This is a genomic window from Helicobacter acinonychis, assembly GCF_900461455.1.
Lineage (GTDB): Bacteria > Campylobacterota > Campylobacteria > Campylobacterales > Helicobacteraceae > Helicobacter > Helicobacter acinonychis.
The window spans coordinates 882598-903497 of sequence record NZ_UGIA01000001.1 but is presented as its reverse complement, the minus strand read 5'-3'; the positions used below and the strand labels follow the sequence as shown (position 1 = coordinate 903497).

At 38.8% G+C, this 20900-nt stretch carries 17 protein-coding genes and 3 pseudogenes; 15 read left to right on the top strand and 5 right to left on the bottom strand.

From position 1 onward, the window contains the following. Positions 1-91 precede the first annotated feature (91 nt). Positions 92-1927, top strand: coding sequence for a hypothetical protein (locus DYI00_RS04325; RefSeq protein WP_104709362.1), 1836 nt, complete (start codon positions 92-94; stop codon positions 1925-1927). Between the two features lie 30 nt (positions 1928-1957). Then, on the top strand, positions 1958-2509 hold the full coding sequence (gene ruvA / locus DYI00_RS04320) for a Holliday junction branch migration protein RuvA (RefSeq protein WP_104687615.1): 552 nt from the start codon (positions 1958-1960) through the stop codon (positions 2507-2509). A 77-nt stretch (positions 2510-2586) separates the two neighbouring features. Here the strand turns inward: ruvA and DYI00_RS04315 are convergent. From DYI00_RS04315 to DYI00_RS04310, 3 genes and pseudogenes are all read right to left on the bottom strand, one after another. Then, positions 2587-4059, bottom strand: a pseudogene (locus DYI00_RS04315) (outer membrane beta-barrel protein); the annotation flags it as partial. Between the two features lie 109 nt (positions 4060-4168). Continuing rightward, a pseudogene (locus tag DYI00_RS08735) lies at positions 4169-4582 on the bottom strand (hypothetical protein); the annotation flags it as partial. Between the two features lie 216 nt (positions 4583-4798). Beyond that, positions 4799-5530 (bottom strand): NYN domain-containing protein, encoded by a 732-nt coding sequence (locus tag DYI00_RS04310; protein WP_011578101.1) that lies wholly within the window; start codon positions 5528-5530, stop codon positions 4799-4801. A gap of 132 nt (positions 5531-5662) precedes the next feature. On the opposite strand from DYI00_RS04310, the gene ruvC reads away from it, so the two are divergent. Next, complete coding sequence (gene ruvC, locus DYI00_RS04305; protein ID WP_011578100.1) at positions 5663-6136, top strand: crossover junction endodeoxyribonuclease RuvC; 474 nt, start codon at positions 5663-5665, stop codon at positions 6134-6136. A gap of 273 nt (positions 6137-6409) precedes the next feature. Here ruvC and DYI00_RS04300 read toward each other — a convergent pair whose 3' ends face one another. Then, positions 6410-8779, bottom strand: a complete 2370-nt coding sequence (locus DYI00_RS04300; RefSeq protein ID WP_104709336.1) for a TonB-dependent receptor — start codon at positions 8777-8779, stop codon at positions 6410-6412. Positions 8780-9079: 300 nt separating this feature from the next. Here DYI00_RS04300 and DYI00_RS04295 point away from each other — a divergent pair, with 300 nt between their 5' ends. The 3 genes from DYI00_RS04295 (at position 9080) to DYI00_RS04285 (ending at position 11906) form a co-directional block, all read left to right on the top strand. Then, positions 9080-10597, top strand: coding sequence for a catalase (locus tag DYI00_RS04295; RefSeq protein ID WP_011578098.1), 1518 nt, complete (start codon positions 9080-9082; stop codon positions 10595-10597). 150 nt (positions 10598-10747) lie between these two features. Then, a complete protein-coding gene (locus tag DYI00_RS04290; protein WP_011578097.1) occupies positions 10748-11623 on the top strand; it encodes a hypothetical protein in 876 nt (291 codons plus the stop codon). Positions 11624-11690: 67 nt separating this feature from the next. Then, complete coding sequence (locus DYI00_RS04285) at positions 11691-11906, top strand: hypothetical protein (RefSeq protein WP_011578096.1); 216 nt, start codon at positions 11691-11693, stop codon at positions 11904-11906. 38 nt (positions 11907-11944) lie between these two features. On the opposite strand, the pseudogene DYI00_RS04280 reads toward DYI00_RS04285, so the two are convergent. Beyond that, positions 11945-12293 (bottom strand): annotated as a pseudogene (locus DYI00_RS04280) (zinc ribbon domain-containing protein YjdM). Between the two features lie 239 nt (positions 12294-12532). Here DYI00_RS04280 and cdh point away from each other — a divergent pair. From cdh to pgbB, 9 genes are all read left to right on the top strand, one after another. Next, complete coding sequence (gene cdh, locus DYI00_RS04275; RefSeq protein ID WP_011578094.1) at positions 12533-13273, top strand: CDP-diacylglycerol diphosphatase; 741 nt, start codon at positions 12533-12535, stop codon at positions 13271-13273. Positions 13274-13492: 219 nt separating this feature from the next. Next, positions 13493-15649, top strand: a complete 2157-nt coding sequence (gene flgE, locus DYI00_RS04270) for a flagellar hook protein FlgE (protein WP_011578093.1) — start codon at positions 13493-13495, stop codon at positions 15647-15649. A gap of 60 nt (positions 15650-15709) precedes the next feature. After that, complete coding sequence (gene hypA, locus DYI00_RS04265) at positions 15710-16063, top strand: hydrogenase/urease nickel incorporation protein HypA (RefSeq protein ID WP_000545288.1); 354 nt, start codon at positions 15710-15712, stop codon at positions 16061-16063. A 5-nt stretch (positions 16064-16068) separates the two neighbouring features. Beyond that, entirely contained in the window at positions 16069-16527 is a 459-nt protein-coding gene (mua, locus tag DYI00_RS04260) for a nickel-binding protein Mua (RefSeq protein WP_011578092.1), read from the top strand. Next, complete coding sequence (lpxB, locus tag DYI00_RS04255; RefSeq protein ID WP_011578091.1) at positions 16527-17609, top strand: lipid-A-disaccharide synthase; 1083 nt, start codon at positions 16527-16529, stop codon at positions 17607-17609. Before mua ends, lpxB begins: the two co-directional genes overlap by 1 nt. Positions 17610-17649: 40 nt before the next feature. Beyond that, positions 17650-18144, top strand: coding sequence for a transcription elongation factor GreA (gene greA / locus DYI00_RS04250; protein ID WP_011578090.1), 495 nt, complete (start codon positions 17650-17652; stop codon positions 18142-18144). Continuing rightward, positions 18134-18571, top strand: coding sequence for a dUTP diphosphatase (gene dut, locus DYI00_RS04245; RefSeq protein WP_011578089.1), 438 nt, complete (start codon positions 18134-18136; stop codon positions 18569-18571). Before greA ends, dut begins: the two co-directional genes overlap by 11 nt. Next, positions 18568-19194 carry a hypothetical protein gene (locus DYI00_RS04240; RefSeq protein WP_011578088.1) on the top strand — a complete coding sequence of 209 codons (627 nt, stop codon included), beginning with the start codon at positions 18568-18570 and terminating at the stop codon, positions 19192-19194. Before dut ends, DYI00_RS04240 begins: the two co-directional genes overlap by 4 nt. 25 nt (positions 19195-19219) lie before the next feature. Then, positions 19220-20896 (top strand): plasminogen-binding protein PgbB, encoded by a 1677-nt coding sequence (gene pgbB / locus DYI00_RS04235; protein WP_104709338.1) that lies wholly within the window; start codon positions 19220-19222, stop codon positions 20894-20896. The last annotated feature ends 4 nt before the right edge of the window (positions 20897-20900 follow it).

Below are 20900 nucleotides of genomic sequence, written 5' to 3'. Positions count from 1 at the left end.
CAATCGCAGTTATTACCTAATTTTCAGTGTTTTTTTGTTAGCATTATGTTATTTTTCATCTTTTTATATTATACCATTTAAGGATTAAAAAATGAGCTTGGAGCGTTTTGCCCCTATAAAAGTCGAGCGGTGCAAAGACATTCAAAAAGAATTGAAAAAAGTGGCCGCTGAAAATAAATTGCAAATAGAAGATCTGTGGTTTGAGATTTTAAAAACTTCTATTTTTATCAAAAACAGCGCTAAAGATGAGTTTAGCGAGGCTTTTGGTGGGGAATTGCAACAATTAGAGGAAGAGGAATACTATGAAAAAAAAGAGCTCACCCTCTATCAAACCCACGATATTAAGATCAAATTAAACGCTTACAAACGCTTTTTTGAAGTGAAAGTGGATGCGGATTTGAGCAAGATAGAGATTATTTTAGACGAGTGTTTTATCATCCTAGACACTGAAGAGCATTACCAAGAAATGTTTGGGTATATTAAAGAGTGTTTAGCATTTGAGGGCGTGGTGTTTCGCCACCTTTCAATGATGTATGAAAACCTAAAAATAGAATTAAGAAATCATAAAAACAAAACCCAAACTAAGCACTTTATTTTATACGCTTCTTCAACCTTTATCCCTAACACAGAAGAAAAATCTCATTTTTTATTAGAAGAAGAATACATTCCAACGCATTCAATCCCTTTAATCGAACAAGAAGAGTCTTTTGTTAAAGAAAATTATTATATTGCTAAAGAAAATCAAAAAGTTGCTTGGGTGAGTTACCCTAAGCAGGGTAGAGAAGGCCGTAATCTTAAGGGCTTTTATGTTGAATTGCCTAAAGTCGCAAGCTCGCCCACCCCTATAGGGCATGATAAAAACGCTTTTGAAGAAAGAGAAGAATATAACGCCCTATCGTATTACTCCAAAGCCTTACAGGGGGTTAAAATGGAAAAAGGGCGTTTGGTTTCTAAGCAAGATTTTATCTTTAAAAATGGGATCAAATCCATTGAAACGCCCAATCTTTTAGGGGGAGTGGAAAGTGCAATGGTGTTAGAGATCCAAGCTAAAGATGAGCTTAATGATGCGATTGATTCTAACCTTATTTTAGAAGCGAGTGCGATTAACATTAAGGGCAATGTGGGTAAGAATGTGATCTTAGTGGCTAAAGAAATCACTATTGAAGGGCAAATCCATCCTGAAAGCTATGTGTATGCCAATAAGGTGCGTATCACTAACCATAAAGGCGTGTGCTACGCTAAAGAGTTTGAATGCAAGTATTTAGAGCGCGCTAAAGTGTATGCCAATAGCGTTAAAATAGAAGCGAGTGCAGGGAGCGTGGTCTATGCGAAAGAGATCGCTTTAGAAAAGCTTAAAAGCGATAACAAGCTGTATTTTTCCAAACAATGCTTGATTGATGAAGTGGATGGTAATGGCAATCGCTTTATTTTTTACGCCTTTGGGGGGCGAGAAAATCAAGAAGAATTAAAGATCGCTAAACAAAAGCTCAATGCATTAGGGGTAAAATCCAAAAAAATCATCGCTCAGCACCAGTCTTTAAACCACTTGGTCAAAAACAATCAAACGATTATGGAAAAGCTTAAAAACGCCACCGAAGAAATCAAACGCTCTTTAATGCAACAAGAAAGCGTGAAAGACGCTTATAGTGAGTTTATGTTCGCTTTGAAGCGTTTGAAAATCTTAAAAGCCCAAATGTTAGAATTGCAAAAAATTAATAACGAATGCTACGCTAAACTCATTAGCATAGAAAATAGTTTCCAACATGCAAGCATTATGACTAAGAACCCTTTCAAGCAAGAAAATATCGTGATCTATCATCGCAATTACCCTAAAGTGAGCAATTTAACCGCCATGTTAAGCCATAATGAAAGCGTGGATGTGATCTATGAAGACCATAAAATCAAAAAAATTCCTAAAAAGCGCTAAAAAAGGCTAAATGACAAGAAAGAGACAAAAATGATAGTGGGTTTAATAGGGGTCGTGGAAAAAATTTCCGCTTTAGAAGTGCATATAGAAGTGCAAGGCGTTGTTTATGGGGTGCAAGTTTCTATGCGAACGGCGAGTATGCTTCAAACGGGCCAAAAAGCGCGTTTGAAAATCTTGCAAGTGATTAAAGAAGACGCTCATCTTTTATATGGGTTTTTAGAAGAGAGCGAAAAAATCCTTTTTGAAAGGCTTTTAAAAATCAATGGGGTAGGGGGGCGTATCGCATTAGCCATTCTTTCAAGCTTTTCACCGAATGAATTTGAAAATATTATCGCTACTAAAGAAGTCAAAAGACTCCAGCAAGTTCCAGGCATTGGGAAAAAGCTCGCTGATAAGATCATGGTGGATTTGATTGGTTTTTTCATTCAAGATGAAACTAAACCTGTACATAATGAAGTCTTTTTAGCTTTAGAGAGTTTGGGCTTTAAAAGTGCAGAAATTAATCCCATTTTAAAAAAGCTCAAACCTAATCTCAGCGTAGAAGAAGCGATTAAAGAAGCCTTGCAACAACTACGCTCTTAAAAAAATGATAAAATGCGGAATGGATTTTTTTAAATCTTATAAAAATAAAAATAGGTTTTAGTGGCAGGGTTTTAAACCTAAAACACCCATCCGTAATTAAAAAACGCTTTAAAATGGCTCGCTCCTTCATTCAAAACGATAGAGTTTGTATAAGTACCGCTATTGGAAGCGATTTTAACGCTCCTTTGGATCAAAGGGATGCTAATGCCTATGGAATATTTAGAATGGTTGTGGCGGTAATTAAACCTAGTCACGGCATTAAAATTGCCATTCGCTTTAACTTGATTGAGCGTGCGGTACTCATTATACAAGCCCCTTAACCCTCCAAGCACTCCAAAAGAACTCGCATGGGTGGTGATAAGATCCAGTAGCAAATCTATCCCACCGCCATAGCTCAATTGTTGGACTTTTTCATTAACAGCTTTAGCGTAGTTGTATTTGATGATACCATAATAAGCTAGCCTTATAACATATTAAAATAGTGTTGGTAGCCTATTTTAACATTGACCCCTAAAATAGGGCTTCTAAAATTTTGCGAAGTTTTTGAGGCGCTGTAAGTGGTGGTAGTGGAAAAATTTTGCACGATCGCATTGACCATAGGAGTTGCAAAATTATGCGTGTTCAAACCGGCGTTTAGGTGGTTGTTTGGGCTGTTTAGATTAGCGAAATTAATATAGAGGGCGTTTTGGTTGATGGGCTTACTGCCAAACAGCGGTTGTAATGCCTATAAGCCCAATAGGGACATGCGTGCAATCTGTATAAATGGAACTGGGGTAATTGCCAGTTGTGTAGGCTTGGTGGTTGTCCTTATAAAAAGAGCATACATTATAAGTGTAACCATCCTTGTCTCGTGCTTCGTGTCCGTTGCTAAATTCTAGCTCTTCTTTCCCGTTTTTATCTACTTCCCTTCCGCCTTCACATTCTTGTATGGTCCCACCGTCTTTTTGGCATAAACGCACCCTTTGATAAGTCATATTCCCATTATGGGTATAGCCTTTAGTGTGGCTAAATTCATGGATAATATCTCTTAAGTTTACAACATCAACTTTGTCTAAATTCTCACCAAACAGCTTTTTGGGATCCAAAGAAGACGCTTCTATCCCTAGATTACCATCGCCATCGTCAAGCTCATACCCTAGCCCTATAAACCCTGATTTTAGGATATTCACTTCAAGATTGATCGTTCTTCTAAAAGCGTCTATAATGCTTTGTGGGGTTAGCACACATTTTTCATGAATGTGAGCGACACGCCCATTATTGAAAGGATTCACGCACTTAGGAAAGTCAATACCGCACTCTGATGAGCTGTTAGAAAATTGGAAAGGGGCGTTTAAAATGGCTTCTTTCCAAGCCGGGGAATCAAACACTGCAACCATATTGAGCATTAAATTAGTCAATTCTTCTGCGGTTTGTGGGGTGAAATCTGACACGCAATTGCTGCAATTACCCTTAAAATTGTTAGTATCGGCATTTTCATAACTCATTGTCACATTGGTTGTGATCTTACCGATCTTGTCAAACAAACTCTCTGTGCCTCTATCAGAAAAGGTGTGGCAATGGTTTGGAGTTGTTAGAAAATAAAAGGATTTTTTTGATAAGCTTTGGATCGTTAAGATCTGGGTCATTAAACAAGCTTAAGGGCAAAACAATTTGAGATTATTTGGGGATCGTTTCTATCACGCCCAAATTGATTATTTTGTCTTGCTTATCTTTAAAACTGATTTCAACATTGTGTAAATTGTAAGGCAGAAAGTTTTGTATGGTTACGCTCCTATTAACCGTGCTCGCATACGCAAGATTTTGAGAGTAAAAGGTTAAATTGGGGATATTTTTTGTGGTGAATAAAGCCGTCGTGTTTTTTGAAATGGTGCTTTTAGGGATGTAGTATTTCCCGTAGGCACTTAGGCACTTTGGGGGGGTGGCTATGGTGTGCTCTTTAGTTTGCGTGCCTTGTAATAGCCCAATTTCAAACCCAACTTCTACAGAAAAGCCGTCTTTTTGGTGGTAGGCTTCTAAAGGATTGAACAAACTCATTAAGGACAAACAAATCGTTTTGCTAGCATTCTTTAGCATGGTGTTTCCTTGATTTTTAAATCTTTACTTCTTTACTGAAAAGTAGAATATATATATAAGTCTTAACTTTCTTATTATACTCTCTTTTTAAAAATGCTTGGTGTTATTTTGGCTTTGTTTTGAAAAAATATGGACCATAAAAACGCTCAAAGGCATTTTTTAATTTTTATTACCAACAATGAGTGAGATAAATCGATATTTTTTAATATTTATCGTTTAATTTAAAGCCCAATTGGTTTTAGTGAGGTTTTCTCTGATGGAAAAAAGCTTGTCTTTGACTTCATTACTGCTTAACACTCTCACTTTATCCGAATTGTATTTCAAATCGTGGCTAAGGAGGGATAATCTATCCGATAAATCAGCAATATCCACCCTTAACCCTTCATTCCTTGCTATTTTGAGTGCAGGGAGCAAATCAGTGTCTTTGGAGAATACTAAAATCCTGTCGGCTATTTTTTTAAAAGCGATTCTTTGAATGTCAAGACCCATGAGCATATCAACCTGCTTTTGTTCCAATAACGCCCTATAACTTCTATCAAACTCCATTCTTATTGCATGCAATTTTGTTCTTCCTAATCGCAATTCCACATGATCCAATGACGCTAAATCGTGCTGGAAATTTTCCACATCCTTATAGATTTTATCCCATCTGATCGCTTCATTGCTTTGCAATATTTCTTTTATATCATTGCTAGTGAAGATTTTCATCTCTGTCCCAGGATTTTTTTCATTTAAGATGGCGTCATTCTTTTTATCCCATAACGCCTGTTCAAAATCAAAAGGTGGGGTGGTGTAGAAATAAATACGACTGATGCGTTCATCATCTAACAAAAAGGCTCTGATAGTTGCGATCACATCTAAAGCGATATTGTAATTAACGCATTTTGTTTGCTTAATATCGCGCCTAAAATTCTCCCAATCCACTAATATGATTGTGTTTGCTACCATTTATTGCTCCGTTATTTAATATATTAAATGTTTTAAAAGCTCTCAATATAATCTTGTATTTTACACCCACAAGAAACATGGATATAATAATAGCGTTTTTTAAACCTTGAGATAAATAATAGGAATGACTGCATGCATATTTTAGGAATAGATCCAGGCAGTAGGAAATGTGGGTATGCTATCATTTCTTATGCTTCTAACAAGCTTTCTTTAATCACGGCTGGGTTTATCAATATTACCACGACGCACTTGCAAGAACAAATCTTGGATTTGATAGAAGCCCTAGATTGTTTATTGGATCGTTATGAAGTGCATGAAGTGGCGATTGAAGATATTTTCTTTGGGTATAACCCAAAAAGCGTGATCAAACTCGCGCAATTTAGGGGAGCGTTGTCCTTAAAGATTTTAGAAAGGGTTGGTAATTTTAGTGAATACACGCCCTTGCAAGTTAAAAAAGCTCTCACCGGTAACGGCAAAGCCGCTAAAGAGCAAGTAGCCTTTATGGTCAAACGGCTACTTCATATCACAAGCGAGATCAAGCCTTTGGATATTAGCGATGCGATAGCCGTTGCCATCATGCATGCACAACGATTAAAACTTTATTGATTGAATGCAAAACGCTGCAATAAAAAGCTTTGTTTTTAAAAAGTGGGGTTTTAATTACTTTATTTAAAACTCATTCCCTTAAGGGGATAGGGGGTATTTTGCGATAACACCCCCCTTAACCCCCAACTAAATCCCCCTAACCCCAAGAAGACCGCTTTTTAAAGAGGCTATCGCTTGCTTTAGGTAAGCTCTTTTATATGTTTATTTTTAAAAAATGCTTTTCAGCATTTTATTGCCAACATCAATGAGAATAGAGCCATTAAATGCGATTACTTACCACTTATAAGCCACTTCAAAGCGCGCGTTAAAACCAGGCTCTGCAATCGCTCTTTTAACAGCGTCAGTGCCTGGCATGTCCGGGCTCATGACATAAGGGCTTGTTTGATCCACATAGAATTTATTAAAAACATTGTTAAACACCGCCGAAAGCAACAAACCATTCCAGCGACTTTTGGCTCTAGGACTCCAATTGACATAAAAATTACTCACGCCATAGCCTGGCTTATGCATATGCACTAACCCTAATTGAGATCCGCATTTGGCTAGATCTGTAGGGGTTTTGGGTTTCTCAGCCGTCCCATAATCAGGCAAGTAAATATCAAACCCACAATAATCTAAACCGGTCACAAAACGGCTAAGCCATGCAAGATTAATCCCTGTTTTAGGAATAGTGTAATCCAATTTGACGATAAAAACATTACCGGTGCTTGCAGCGAGTTCATAGCTATCCGCCATTAAATACCCCCTAGTGGTGGGCCAAGTGCGCGAGATCCCTATATTCAAACTCACGCCCTTATATTTGAAAGTCCCACCCACTTCATAGCCATAAATACGGATCGCTTGACTTAAATTAGTGACAACTAGATTTTGCGCATATTGGGAGATGAAATTATCTAAAGCTTGATAAAACGCCGCAGCCCTCCCGCTAAAATACTGGCTTGAATAATCAATATTAAATTCAGCGTTAGATCCCACTTCAGGCTTGATATTTTTAGCGTATCGCAAGTCGTTTTGGCGCATATACACGCCATCTCCTGGCATAACCCCCCTTGTCACTTGAGAATAAGTGATCTTTAAAGATAAAGGCTCAATAGGGCTAATCACAAGAGCCGCGCTAGGGCTAAAGCCTTGAGTGTAGCGGTGGTTCCAATCCTTATCATAAAGCGTGTATGCATCCCATCTTACCCCAGCTCCAAAAGTGATGATTTTATGAGGCGAGTAATTCGCTTGCACATAGCCTCCATAAATGTTTCCATTGGCTTTCCCTCTTTGGCATAGCGTGGGGTCATTGGGGTTATTATCCACAAGACTGCAAGCGACTTGTTTTTGCCCTTCATCATCAATATAAACTTGATTGGGTCTGTATAATTCTGATTTAGGGATGCGAGCGTCAAAAACGCTTAAATTTTGGTAGTTGAATCCGTATTCAAAAAGGCTGTCTGTGGCTTCATCAATCACATGCGCAACTTTGAGGTTTAATCCGGTGTTGTTTAAGAATAAATTCCTAGGCTGTGAGCTTGGTTTGTCAATATCTGAAAAACTTGGGGTGCAATACCCACCCTCAATGCATGGGTAATTTTCTCTTTCCCATTTTGTCGCTTGAGAAGTGGGGAATTTGGCATAAACGCCGTTAGGGTCAAATAGGGGATCAAATTGGGCGTTTCTAATGCTTGTATAAAGGGTAAAATCTAGCCGTGGGTCGCCAAAAGAATGACCCGCTTCCCTTTTGTATTGCAGTGAAAGATTGTTGGCGGTATTGGTAGAATGATACAAATACCTCGTAAAGCTATCCAACACATTAGGGCATCCCTGAGAACTATCAGGGCTAAAGGGGGCTTCACAAGGATAGGCTAACCCTATGGCGTTACTCCTTAAAGGGCGTGTGGCGTTATCTCGTGTCATGTTCCAGCTAAAAGTGAGAATATCTCTATCGCTCAAATAACCATTCATTTTAATCAAAGCGTTGTTTTGCTCGCTAGGAGTTCCTGGCTCTTTATCGGCTTGCGTGGGTTTGAAGAGGTTTTTAGTCGCCGTAGCACCGCTTCTATAATAAAAGATATTTTGGTGCGTGTAATAAGCGATAATATCAAAATGGGTGTTTTGATAAGCCGCTCTAAAAGTCTCTCTGTCCCCAAAATTGGTATAAAAACTCACCGCCCCACTAGCCGCATAACTTTTCCCCCTAGGGATAAAATCAGCTGCACCTTTAGTCTCCATTTTAATCACTCCTGCAATCGCTCCTGGCCCTGCACTTGCATTCGCTGATCCTTTAGTCACTTCTATGCTTTTGAGCATGCCAGGGTCAATCACGGTGTTGCCTTGGTGGTGGAAAATATTACCATTTTGTGCAGCCCCATCCACCGTAACCCTTAAAAGCCTGTCTTCAACGCCTCTCACATAGATTTTTTGCCCCATCACGCTCCCTCCACCCACATTCACATCAGGGTTAGTCCTAAACAAATCTTTGACTTCATTGCTTTGGCGTTGCTCCAATTCTTTAGAAGTAACCTCAAACTCATTGTTATAAGTGAAAATCCTTTTGGCTTCGGTGGTAACCTTGCCTAGAGTGTGATCCGCACTATAACAAGCATCAATTAACAATGGGAAACATAAAGCGTGTTTAATATTAGATCTTAAAGACATCCAACAACTCTCCTTAATTTAAAATTCAACAAAATAAAACAAAAAACCAACCAATGAATTGACTAGAATATTATAGTAACTATTATTAAAACCAGATTATAAAATTTGGAGTTTAATTTTTATTGTTTTCAATAATTGTTACGAATAGAAATATTTAAGGGGTTTTTTATTCTTAAAAAAGATCTTTTTTTAAGGAAATTGTGTATTGTTGGAGTTCGTATAACAAATTGTGCGATAATCACTCAAGTAATTGGCTAACGCTAAATTACGAAATTTTGAATTCAATACAAAGGAAGAAAGATGGTTAATAAAGACTTGAAACAAACTACTGCTTTTGGTGCTCCCGTTTGGGATGATAACAATGTGGTTACGGTTGGTCCTAGAGGTCCTGTTCTTTTACAAAGCACTTGGTTTTTGGAAAAGTTAGCGGCGTTTGACAGAGAAAGGATCCCTGAGAGGGTTGTGCACGCTAAAGGAAGTGGGGCTTATGGCACTTTCACAGTGACTAAAGACATCACTAAATACACTAAAGCGAAAATTTTCTCTAAAGTTGGCAAAAAAACGGAATGCTTTTTCAGATTTTCAACCGTTGCTGGTGAAAGAGGCTTTGCGGATGCAGTGAGAGACCCTAGGGGTTTTGCGATGAAGTATTACACTGAGGAGGGTAATTGGGATTTGGTAGGGAATAACACACCAATCTTTTTTATCCGTGATCCGATCAAATTCCCTGATTTTATCCACACTCAAAAAAGAGACCCTCAAACCAATTTGCATAGCCCTACTATGGTATGGGATTTTTGGAGCAATGTCCCTGAAAGCTTGCACCAGGTTACATGGGTTATGGGCGATAGGGGGATCCCTAAAACTTACCGTCATATGGATGGTTTTGGCAGCCACACTTTTAGCCTTATCAACGCTAAAGATGAGCGTGTTTGGGTAAAATTCCACTTCAAATGCATGCAAGGTTTGGCACACTTGACTAACGAAGAAGCCGCAGAAATCAGAAAAAATGATCCGGATTCACACCAAAGAGATCTATACGACGCGATCGCTAGAGGGGATTTTCCGAAATGGAAGATGTGCATTCAAGTGATGCCAGAAGAAGATGCTAAAAAGTATCGATTCCATCCGTTTGATGTCACTAAAGTTTGGAGTCAAAAAGATTATCCTTTAATGGAAGTGGGCATTGTAGAGTTGAATAAAAATCCGGAAAACTATTTCGCAGAAGTGGAGCAAGCGGCATTCACACCAGCCAATGTCGTTCCTGGAATTGGTTATAGCCCTGATAGGATGTTGCAAGGGCGCTTATTCTCTTATGGGGATACACACCGCTACCGATTAGGTGTTAACTACGCTCAAATACCGGTCAATAAACCAAGATGCCCATTCCACTCTTCTAGCAGAGATGGTCATATGCAAAATGGATACTATGGCGCTTTACAAAACTACACGCCTAGCTCATTGCCCGGCTATAAAGAAGACAAGAGTGCAAGGGATCCTAAACTCAATTTAACTCACATTGAAAAAGAATATGAAGTGTGGAATTGGGATTTTAGGGCTGACGATAGCGATTACTACACCCAACCAGGCGATCTATACCGCTTGATGAAACCGGATGAAAAAGAAAGGTTGTATGATACTATCGGAGGTTCTTTAGCGCATGTTGAGCATAAAGAAATCGTGGATAAGCAATTGGAACATTTCAGAAAAGCTGATCCCAAATACGCTGAGGGAGTTAAAAAAGCTCTTGAAAAACACCAAAAAATGATGAAAGACATGCATATGAAAGATATGTCTCACACAAAAAAGAAAAAGTAAGCTTTTTCTTTAGGCGTCTTTATTTCTAGGGGTGCTGTGTCTTTTTAAATTTAGGTTTTTGAGATAGCCACCAATCCTTAAAGGCTTGGTGGTTTGTCTTGCTTTTTCATTCATTCAATAAATTTAAAAATTACAATAAAGAGTTATGTGATGAAACGAAGAGATTTTATTAAAACAACTGCTTTAGGTACTATGGGCGTTGTTTTAGGAACACAGATTTTACAGGCAAAGGGAAGCGAAAAAAACGCTACAAAATATAAGATAGAGGCTGAGTATAGCATTGATTTTGATTCTGCAGAACGCACTTCATTGTTCATCCCCATGCCGAGCGTTGTAGCGAGCAATGTGCATTTACAAGGCAATCATGTTAATTATAAGAGCATGTTGAGTTTTGGCGTGCCTTATTTGCAAGTGGATTTTTTAAAAAGCGCTCAAAAAAAGCAAGTCCATTTGTCTTATGAAATCGCTAGCTATCAATTAAAGGATCGTTTGTTTGAAACGAGCGATTTTGTAGCGATCGGGCGTTATGAGAGGGATGATGCGAGTGTGGTGAGCATTGCAAACCAGCTTAAGGGAATGACCCCCAAAGAAAGCGTGCACAATTTTTATGCGTTCATTAAGCATGAGATGCCTAAAAGGCAAAAGGCTTTAGAGGGTAAAGAAAATTTACCGAAACGAGAGAGTTTGCCTTGGTTTGCAACCATCTCTAAAGAAAGCATGTTTGTGTCTCTATGCCATGCATGTGGGATTAAGAGTGCTGAAGTGCAAGGCTTGAAACTGGGTCAAAACAGCGTGGTGAAAAACGCCCCCATGGTGGAAGTGTATTTGAACGATTCTTTGTTGGCGTTTGATTTTCAAGGCGATCATGAGGAAGTCTTTATCCCATTGAACCGCCATAAAGACATGCAATTAGATTCTGCCTTATTACCGACTTTTGGCGAGGCTTTCGCTCTTGTGGATGGTAGGGATTTAGGCAATTATGAGAGCAAACTTTTTGAAAAAAGAATGTCTTATACGGCTGTTTAAGATTTTTGAGTTAATAGTGAGCTTTCCTTTTTAGGAGGGTTTGCAAAAAGATTTAAAGGGTTGTTTTGTGAGAGAAATTTTTGAGCAACTTTTCAAGGAATACAAGTCTAAGCTTTTTGTGATTTATTGGCTGAGGTGGATGTTGAGTGCGGTGGTAATGTTGCCTTTTATGGAGGTTTTCCATTATTTTAATTTCCCCTTATGGCTCAATCTTTTCTTGGGGCAAACCATTGGAGCGGTGATTTTTTTCAAATTGGATAAGTTGATTTTCTCTAAAAAATAACCTTTCAAAAGCTTAAAAATTCTTAAGCTTTTTTGCTTTTAAGCTTTCTTGAGGAATTCAGATTTTAAAGACAAGCTCTGCCTTTCTACCTTGCAATCTACACTGTGACCGCTATTGACAAGCTTGATATTTTTGATTTTGGTGCCTTTTTTAAGTACCAAAGATGAGCCTTTAACCTTTAAATCTTTAATGAGGATAACGGAGTCTCTGTTTTGTAAAATATTATTGTTACAATCTTTAACGATCAATTCTTCATTATTAGCCTTATGTAGCCTTATGAACCTTGTTTTCATCCCATTCATACAAACAGCTAGAGCAAACCAATTGCACGCCGTCATGATAGGTGTATGTGTCGTTGCATTTAGGGCATGGGGGTAAATCTTGCATGGTAATTATCCTTATTTGATTTGATATTTTCATGTTAATGTTATCTAAAGCAAGGTTATAAAACGCTTTATTTTGATAGGTTTTGATTTAATTGAAGTTTTTAAAACAAGTTACCAAATTCCACCAATAAGTTAAATTCCATTAAAATAATCACAACAATTAAAACTTTTAAGCAACTATTGTAGAAAAATAACAGGAGAGTTTGCAAAAACTCTCATCAAAAAACAAGGAGTAAAAAGATGAAAAAAATGGGCTTTCTTTTTTGGGCGATGACAGCTATCGTTGTTATGACTAATAGCTTAAGCGCTAAAGATCCGAACATATTGCGTAAGATTGTTTTTGAAAAATGTTTGCCTAATTATGAGAAAAACCAAAATCCTTCGCCATGCATAGAAGTCAAACCTAATACCGGCTATGTGGTTTTAAAAGATATTAACGGTCCGTTGCAATATTTGTTGATGCCAATAAATCGTATTGACGGCATTGAAAGCCCTTTGTTGCTTGATCCTTCTACACCTAATTTTTTTTGGTTATCTTGGCAGGCACGCGAATTTATGAGTCAAAAATACGGCCAACCGATTCCTGATCGCGCGATCTCTTTGACGATAAACTCTAGCAAAGGACGCTCGCAAAACCATTTGCATATCCACATTTCTTGCATCCGCTCTGATGTGCGCAAACACTTGGATAATAATCTAAAAAACATCAATAGCCGTTGGTCGCCATTACTGGGTGGTTTGCAAGGGCATAAATACTTGGCGCGTCGGGTAACAGAGAGCGAGTTAGCGCAAAAAAGCCCATTTGTCATGCTTGCTAAAGAAGTGCTAGGAGCGCATAAACGCATGGGAGATTATGGGTTAGCGGTGGTGTTGCAAAATGATAACTCATTTGTCTTGTTGGCGACGCAATTTGACCCACTGACTTCCAATCGCGCTTCAGCCGAAGAAATTCAAGATCATGAATGCGAAATTTTAAATTGAAGCGAGTCAAATTTTAGGGCTTGAGCGATAGCTTTTAAAAGCGTTGTTAGGGGGTAGTGTTACAAAACCCCCTATCCCCTTATGAGTTTGACTAACCTTTTTACAAACAAAACTTCCAAAAAACCTTAAAATCCGCAATCAATCGTTTTAAAAAGCCATTTGGGAACGACTTTTGCTTTATTTGGCATAGATTGAATTTCTTTAAATTAAAGGATAACCATGCTTAGGTCTTTATGGTCTGGTGTTAATGGGATGCAAGCCCACCAAATCGCTTTGGATATTGAAAGTAATAATATTGCGAATGTGAATACCACCGGTTTTAAATATTCTAGAGCTTCTTTTGTGGATATGCTCTCTCAAGTCAAACTCATCGCTACTGCACCTTATAAAAACGGGTTAGCAGGGCAGAATGACTTTTCAGTGGGGCTTGGGGTAGGCGTGGATGCGACGACTAAAATCTTTTCACAAGGCAATATCCAAAACACGGATGTCAAAACCGATCTAGCGATTCAAGGCGATGGCTTTTTTATCATTAGCCCTGATAGGGGGATCACTCGTAATTTCACTAGAGATGGGGAGTTCCTTTTTGACTCGCAAGGGAGTTTGGTTACCACCGGAGGGCTTGTGGTGCAAGGGTGGGTGAGAAATGGTAATGATACCGGTAACAAAGGGAGTGATACAGACGCTTTAAAAGTGGATAATACTGGTCCATTAGAAAATATTAGAATTGATCCAGGAATGGTGATGCCAGCTAGAGCGAGTAACCGCATTTCTATGAGAGCGAATTTAAACGCTGGAAGGCATGCGGATCAAACAGCGGCGATATTTGCTTTGGATTCTTCAGCCAAAACCCCATCAGATGGCATTAACCCTGTGTATGATTCAAGCACAAATCTAGCTCAAGTCGCCGAAGACATGGGCTCTTTATACAATGAAGATGGCGACGCTCTTTTATTGAATGAAAATCAGGGGATTTGGGTGAGTTATAAGAGTGCCAAAATGGTCAAAGACATCCTCCCTTCTGCAGAAAACAGCACGCTTGAATTGAATGGAGTTAAGATTTCTTTCACTAACGATTCAGCGGTGAGTAGGACTTCAAGTTTAGTGGCGGCTAAAAATGCGATCAATGCGGTTAAAAGCCAAACAGGGATTGAAGCTTATTTGGACGGCAAGCAATTGCGTTTGGAAAACACCAATGAATTAGACGGCGATGAAAAGCTTAAAAACATTGTGGTTACTCAAGCTGGGACTGGGGCGTTCGCTAACTTTTTAGATGGCGATAAAGATGTAACGGCTTTCAAATACAGTTACACACATTCTATTAGCCCTAACGCCAATAGCGGGCAATTTAGGACCACTGAAGACTTGCGCGCTTTAATTCAGCATGACGCCAATATCGTTAAAGATCCTAGCTTAGCGGATAATTACCAAGACTCAGCCGCTTCTGTGGGGGTTAGCATCAACCAATACGGCATGTTTGAGATCAACAACAAAGACAACAAAAACACTATTAAAGAAAACCTTAATATCTTTGTGAGTGGGTATTCTTCAGATAGCGTCACGAATAATGTTTTGTTTAAAAATGCGATGAAAGGGCTCAACACCGCTTCTTTGATTGAAGGAGGGGCGCCAGCGAGCAGCTCTAAATTCACCCATGCTACGCATGCAACAAGCATTGATGTGATAGATAGTTTAGGCACCAAGCACACCATGCGCATTGAGTTTTATAGGAGTGGGGGGGCGGAATGGAATTTCAGGGTGATCGTGCCTGAGCCTGCGGAATTAGTGGGGGGTTCAGCGGCTAGGCCGAATGTGTTTGAAGGAGGTCGTTTGCATTTCAATAATGACGGATCGCTCGCTGGCATGAACCCGCCTCTTTTGCAATTTGACCCTAAAAATGGTGCTGATGCCCCCCAACGCATCAATTTAGCCTTTGGTTCATCAGGGAGTTTTGATGGATTAACAAGCGTGGATAAGATTTCTGAAACTTATGCGATTGAACAAAACGGCTATCAAGCAGGCGATTTAATGGATGTCCGTTTTGATTCTGATGGGGTGCTTTTAGGGGCGTTTAGTAATGGCAGGACTTTGGCGCTTGCCCAAGTGGCTTTAGCGAATTTCGCTAACGATGCGGGCTTGCAAGCTTTGGGAGGGAATGTCTTTTCTCAAACCGGAAACTCTGGGCAAGCCTTAATTGGTGCGGCTAATACGGGGCGTAGAGGCTCTATTTCAGGATCTAAATTGGAGTCTAGTAATGTGGATTTAAGCCGGAGTTTAACGAATTTGATTGTGGTCCAAAGGGGCTTCCAAGCGAACTCTAAAGCGGTAACCACATCCGATCAAATCCTTAACACTTTGTTAAACCTTAAGCAATAAGGATCAAAAATTACTCTAATACAATATAATGGAGGCATATTTTAAAGATTAAGGTTTAGTATGCATGAATACTCGGTCGTTTCTTCTTTAATCGCTCTTTGCGAAGAGCATGCGAAGAAAAATCAAGCCCATAAGATTGAAAGAGTCGTGGTCGGTATTGGCGAAAGAAGTGCCATGGATAAGAGCTTGTTTGTGAGCGCGTTTGAGACTTTTAGAGAAGAATCTTTGGTATGTAAAGACGCTGTTTTAGACATTGTGGATGAAAAGGTTGAGTTAGAATGCAAGGATTGTTCGCATGTTTTTAAGCCTAACGCTTTGGATTATGGGGTGTGTGAAAAATGCCACAGCAAAAATGTAGTCATCACTCAAGGCAATGAAATGCGTTTGTTGTCTTTGGAAATGTTAGCGGAATAAGATTGATGCAAGAAGCCGAGTTGAACGCCTACCAGCAAGAAATTAAAGACACTAGAGAAGTTTTAAAAAAAATCCGTTTGGAATTGAAACAAGTCCAAGAGATATTGCGTAAGAAAAAAAATAACTTAAAAGGTTTGAAGCAACAAATCTATCAAAAAAAATTAGAAGAAGAAAATTTGAACCAAAAATTGCCCCACATAGAAGAAGAATGGATTTTCCCTAAAGCCCTTGAAGAAGTGGAGATTTGCACTGATGATAATCAAGTAATGATGGCTAAACCAAGCAAGCGCGTGTTTAATGAAGAGCTTTACTTGCAATACCGCAGTGTTTTGCGCGAAAACAGGCTCCTTAAAAACCATCTCTCTAAAAAAGATTTTGAAATTGCGTTGCTCAAAATTGAATTAAGGGATTTGCATAAAGAAATCAAGCTCTATCAAGTCCAAAACCTTTTGGAAGACAAATAATGCCCACAATTTTAGTGAGCGCTTTAGAAACGAGCTCCAATGTGCATTTGGAGGAATTACGCCGTAATTTGCCTAAAGATTATCGTTTCATTGGCGTGTTTGAAGGTAGTGGTGCGCTTTATAGCCCAAGGGAATTTTCTGTCATGGGTTTTAGAGATGTGATAGGCCGTTTAGGGTTTTTATTCAAAGTGTATAAAGAAATGATCCAATTAGCCAAGCAAGCGGACATGGTGCTTTTAATGGATTCTTCTTCTTTTAATATCCCCCTAGCCAAAAAGATCAAAAAGCAAGACTCTCATAAAAAAATCATGTATTATATTTTACCACAAGTTTGGGCATGGAAGAAATGGCGCGCTAAAACCCTTGAAAAATATTGCGATTTTTTGGGCGCGATTTTGCCTTTTGAAGTGAGTTATTACCAAAAAAAAGCCCAATATGTAGGACACCCCTTACTAGATGAAATTAAATATTATAAAAAAGATATTAAGGGCGAAACTTTAGTTTTTATGCCGGGGAGTAGAAAAAGTGAAATCGCTAAAATATTCCCTTTGTTTGTTGAAGTGGCTCGCATTTTAGAACAAAACGAAGGGTTTAAAAGGCGTGTGTTGGTAGTGCCAAGTTTCTTTAAGGGGTTGGATTTAAAAGCTCTTTATGGAGAAGGCATTGAATGGTTTGAAATTTCTTATGATGCACATAAGAGTTTATTTGAAGCGGAGTTTGCATTCATTTGCAGCGGCACAGCGACTTTAGAAGCCGCTCTTATTGGCACGCCTTTTGTGTTAGCGTATAGGGCTAAAACGATGGATTTTTTGATCGCTAGAATGTTTGTCAATTTGCATTACATAGGATTAGCCAATATCTTTTATAACGCCTTAAATGATGAGACTCCAGGGCTTGGGGAGAGCCAGTTACACCCAGAGTTGATCCAGCATTTTTTGAGCGTGGAGAGTTTGATTAGGGCTTATAAGGACATGGATAGAGAGCGTTATTTTAAAGAAAGCTTGAAATTGAGAGAATATTTAATGCATGGGAGCGCGAGAAAAATCGCTAGTGAAATAGCTTTTTTGCTGAATTTAACTTAATTTTTACTATAATCTCTACTGAGTAGGATTAGGAGATTGAATGAATAGAGAACCTATGAGTATGCATGGATACAATAAAATCTGTGCGGAATTGAAGCAATTAAAAGAGGTGGAACGGCCTAATATTGTGAAAGAAATTGATATTGCTAGAGGGCATGGGGATTTGAAAGAAAACGCTGAATACCATGCCGCTAAAGAAAAACAACGCTTCATTGAGGCAAGAATCGTGGATTTGAGCGAGATCATTTCTAACGCTCAAGTGATTGACCCAGGTGCTTTGATGCATAATAAAGTGAGTTTTGGAAGCACGATTAAAATCCTTAATTTAGATAACGATAAAGAGTTTTCTTATACGATAGTAGGGAGCGTAGAGAGTGATCCGGCTAAAGGGTTGATTTCTTTTGGTTCGCCGATCGCTAAGAGTTTGATCGGTAAGAGCAAGGGTGATGTGGCAAGCATTCAATTACCTAATGGGGAGAGCGATTTTGAAATTTTAGACATTTATTATAAAGAGATTTGTTTTGATGAAAATTAAAATCCAAAAAATCCACCCAAACGCCCTTATCCCTAAATACCAAACTGAAGGTTCTTCAGGCTTTGATTTGCATGCGGTAGAAAATGCAGTGATCAAACCTCATAGCGTGGGGTTAGTGAGGATAGGGATTTGTTTGTCTTTAGAGGTGGGGTATGAATTGCAGGTGCGTACCCGTAGCGGTCTAGCGTTGAACCATCAAGTGATGGTGTTGAATTCTCCTGGCACGGTGGATAATGATTATAGGGGCGAAATTAAGGTCATTTTAGCGAATTTGAGCGATAAAGATTTTACAATCCAAGTAGGGGATAGGATCGCTCAAGGGGTGGTTCAAAAAACTTATAAAGCCGAATTTATAGAATGCGAACAATTAGATGAAACTTCAAGGGGGAGTGGGGGGTTTGGCAGCACAGGAGTGAGCAAGGCATGAGTATTAAAGAAAATTTAGAGCAGGTTAAGAGTGAATTTAAAAGCGATGAAAAGCTTTTAGAGGGGGCGTTTAGATTAGAAAAATTTTTCAAACGCTATAAGTGGGTTTTATTGTTTATTGTGGTGGCTTTTATCGCTTATTTGGGGGATACAAAATTGCAAGATTATAAGCACCAACAAACTAAAGAGCGGATCACTCAAATTTATAATGAAGTGCTAGAAAGCCCTGATAATCTCGCTTTGCAAAACAAACTCAAAGAAGTCGGTCCAGAGTTGTATGATTTGTATCAATTCGCTAGAGCGAGCGAGAGAAACGATATAAACGCGTTTAAAAAACTTTCGCAATCGTCTAACGAGATCGTCAAAACTTTTGCAGAGTATTCTTACGCATCGCTCTCTAGAGATAAAAATTTGCTTGAAAAAAGCCCCATTCTTAAAGAAATGAGTGCTTTGCAAACGGTGGATTTATTGTATGAAGAAAATTCTAAAGATGCGATCACAAACGCGCATAAAATTTTATCAACGATCCCTTTAAGTTCTTCACTCTATGCTATGATTTCTATGTTAAAACATTATGGCGTGTTAGAAAATATTGAAAAAAATTCTTCCAAACCAAAAAAATAAACGATTTAAGGGATGCATTGATTTGATGAACAAACCATTTTTAATCTTACTGACAGCCTTGATTGTCTTTAGTGGCTGTAATACGAGGAAATATTTCAAACCCGCCAAATACCAGATTAGAGGCGAAGCACCTTTTTCTAACCACTTGCAAGAGAGTATTGTGTCGTCCAATCGTAATGGAGCGATTTTAAAAAATGGGGCGGTGATAGGTCGTGATGGTTTGACGCAGTTAAGAATCGGTAAGAATTTCAATTATGAAAGCAGTTTTTTAAATGAGAGTCAAGGGTTTTTTATTCTCGCGCAAGATTGTTTGAATAAGATTGATAAAAAAACAAGAAAAGGCAAGGTGGCTAAAAGTAAAGAAACGGAGCTAAAATTAAAGGGCGTTGAATCAGAAGTTCAAGATAAAGCCTGCCACCAGGTGGAATTGATTAGCTCTAACCCTAACGCTAGCCAAAAATCCATCATTATCCCTTTGGAGACTTTTGCTTTGAGCGCGAGCGTTAAGGGGAATCTTTTGGGGGTGGTGTTAGCGGATAATTCAGCGAATTTATACGATCTAAATTCTCAAAAACTGCTTTTTAGCGAGAAAGGTTCTCCAAGCACTGCGATCAATTCCTTGACGGCGATGCCTATTTTTATGGACACGGTCGTGGTGTTCCCTATGTTAGATGGGCGCTTATTGGTCGTGGATTATGTGCATGGAAACCCTACACCTATCAGGAATATCGTGATCAATAGCGAGAAATTTTTCAACAATATCACTTACCTTATTGTAGATGGCAATAATATGATCGCTTCTACGGGAAAACGCATCCTCTCGGTGGTGAGCGGTCAAGAGTTCAACTACGATGGGGATATTGTGGATTTGCTCTATGATAAGGGGACTCTATACGTGCTCACGCTGGATGGGCAGATCTTGCAAATGGATAAGAGTTTGAGGGAATTAAACAGCGTGAAATTACCCTTTGCTTCGCTCAATACGATTGTATTAAACCACAATAAATTGTATTCTTTAGAAAAGCGTGGCTATGTGATAGAAGTGGATTTGAATGATTTTAACTCGTATAATATATATAAAATCCCATCTATCGGCAGTTTTAAGCTTTTTTCATCCAATCGTTTGGATAAAGGGGTGTTTTATGGTAAAAATCGGGTGTATTATGACCGCTATTTTTTAGATTATAACGAGTTTAACCCCAAGCTTTACTCCGTTGTGGCAAAACCTTTACCTAAAAAAGGAAAAGAAAATTCTCCGATTTATTTGCAAGAAAGGCATAAAACTAGAGAAGTGAAACAGCCTTTAAAAGAGGAAAAAATCAAACCAACTCAAGGGAATAGCGGTTTTGAAGAAGAAGAGATTAAGGCTAAAAGGCGCGATATAGATCAAGAACCCAACAAGGATCAAAATAACGCCAACAATGAAAGCAATCAAAATAAAGAGGGCAACGAAAACGACGCCACTAAAAAAGACGCAACAAAAAGCACTGAAAATGAAAACGCCCCTATTTCAAAAGAGAATGCTATTAAAAAAGAAGAGCCAAAACTCAGCCCTAGAGAAGAAAAACGCCGTTTGAAGGGAGAAAGGAAAAAAGCCAAAGCCGAACAAAGGGGTAGGGAATTTGAACAAAGAGCGAGGGAGCAACAAGAAAGAGATGAAAAAGAGCTTGAAGAAAAAAGAAAGGCTTTAAAAGCGAAGTGATCCC

What these genes read in the sequence shown, in the direction of transcription:
- DYI00_RS04325 (WP_104709362.1), top strand. Translation starts at nt 92, where the DNA reads ATGAGCTTGGAGCGTTTTGCCCCTATAAAAGTCGAGCGGTGCAAAGAC.
- ruvA (WP_104687615.1), top strand. Translation starts at nt 1,958, where the DNA reads ATGATAGTGGGTTTAATAGGGGTCGTGGAAAAAATTTCCGCTTTAGAA.
- DYI00_RS04310 (WP_011578101.1), bottom strand. Translation starts at nt 5,530, where the DNA reads ATGGTAGCAAACACAATCATATTAGTGGATTGGGAGAATTTTAGGCGC.
- ruvC (WP_011578100.1), top strand. Translation starts at nt 5,663, where the DNA reads ATGCATATTTTAGGAATAGATCCAGGCAGTAGGAAATGTGGGTATGCT.
- DYI00_RS04300 (WP_104709336.1), bottom strand. Translation starts at nt 8,779, where the DNA reads ATGTCTTTAAGATCTAATATTAAACACGCTTTATGTTTCCCATTGTTA.
- DYI00_RS04295 (WP_011578098.1), top strand. Translation starts at nt 9,080, where the DNA reads ATGGTTAATAAAGACTTGAAACAAACTACTGCTTTTGGTGCTCCCGTT.
- DYI00_RS04290 (WP_011578097.1), top strand. Translation starts at nt 10,748, where the DNA reads ATGAAACGAAGAGATTTTATTAAAACAACTGCTTTAGGTACTATGGGC.
- cdh (WP_011578094.1), top strand. Translation starts at nt 12,533, where the DNA reads ATGAAAAAAATGGGCTTTCTTTTTTGGGCGATGACAGCTATCGTTGTT.
- flgE (WP_011578093.1), top strand. Translation starts at nt 13,493, where the DNA reads ATGCTTAGGTCTTTATGGTCTGGTGTTAATGGGATGCAAGCCCACCAA.
- hypA (WP_000545288.1), top strand. Translation starts at nt 15,710, where the DNA reads ATGCATGAATACTCGGTCGTTTCTTCTTTAATCGCTCTTTGCGAAGAG.
- mua (WP_011578092.1), top strand. Translation starts at nt 16,069, where the DNA reads ATGCAAGAAGCCGAGTTGAACGCCTACCAGCAAGAAATTAAAGACACT.
- lpxB (WP_011578091.1), top strand. Translation starts at nt 16,527, where the DNA reads ATGCCCACAATTTTAGTGAGCGCTTTAGAAACGAGCTCCAATGTGCAT.
- greA (WP_011578090.1), top strand. Translation starts at nt 17,650, where the DNA reads ATGAATAGAGAACCTATGAGTATGCATGGATACAATAAAATCTGTGCG.
- dut (WP_011578089.1), top strand. Translation starts at nt 18,134, where the DNA reads ATGAAAATTAAAATCCAAAAAATCCACCCAAACGCCCTTATCCCTAAA.
- DYI00_RS04240 (WP_011578088.1), top strand. Translation starts at nt 18,568, where the DNA reads ATGAGTATTAAAGAAAATTTAGAGCAGGTTAAGAGTGAATTTAAAAGC.
- pgbB (WP_104709338.1), top strand. Translation starts at nt 19,220, where the DNA reads ATGAACAAACCATTTTTAATCTTACTGACAGCCTTGATTGTCTTTAGT.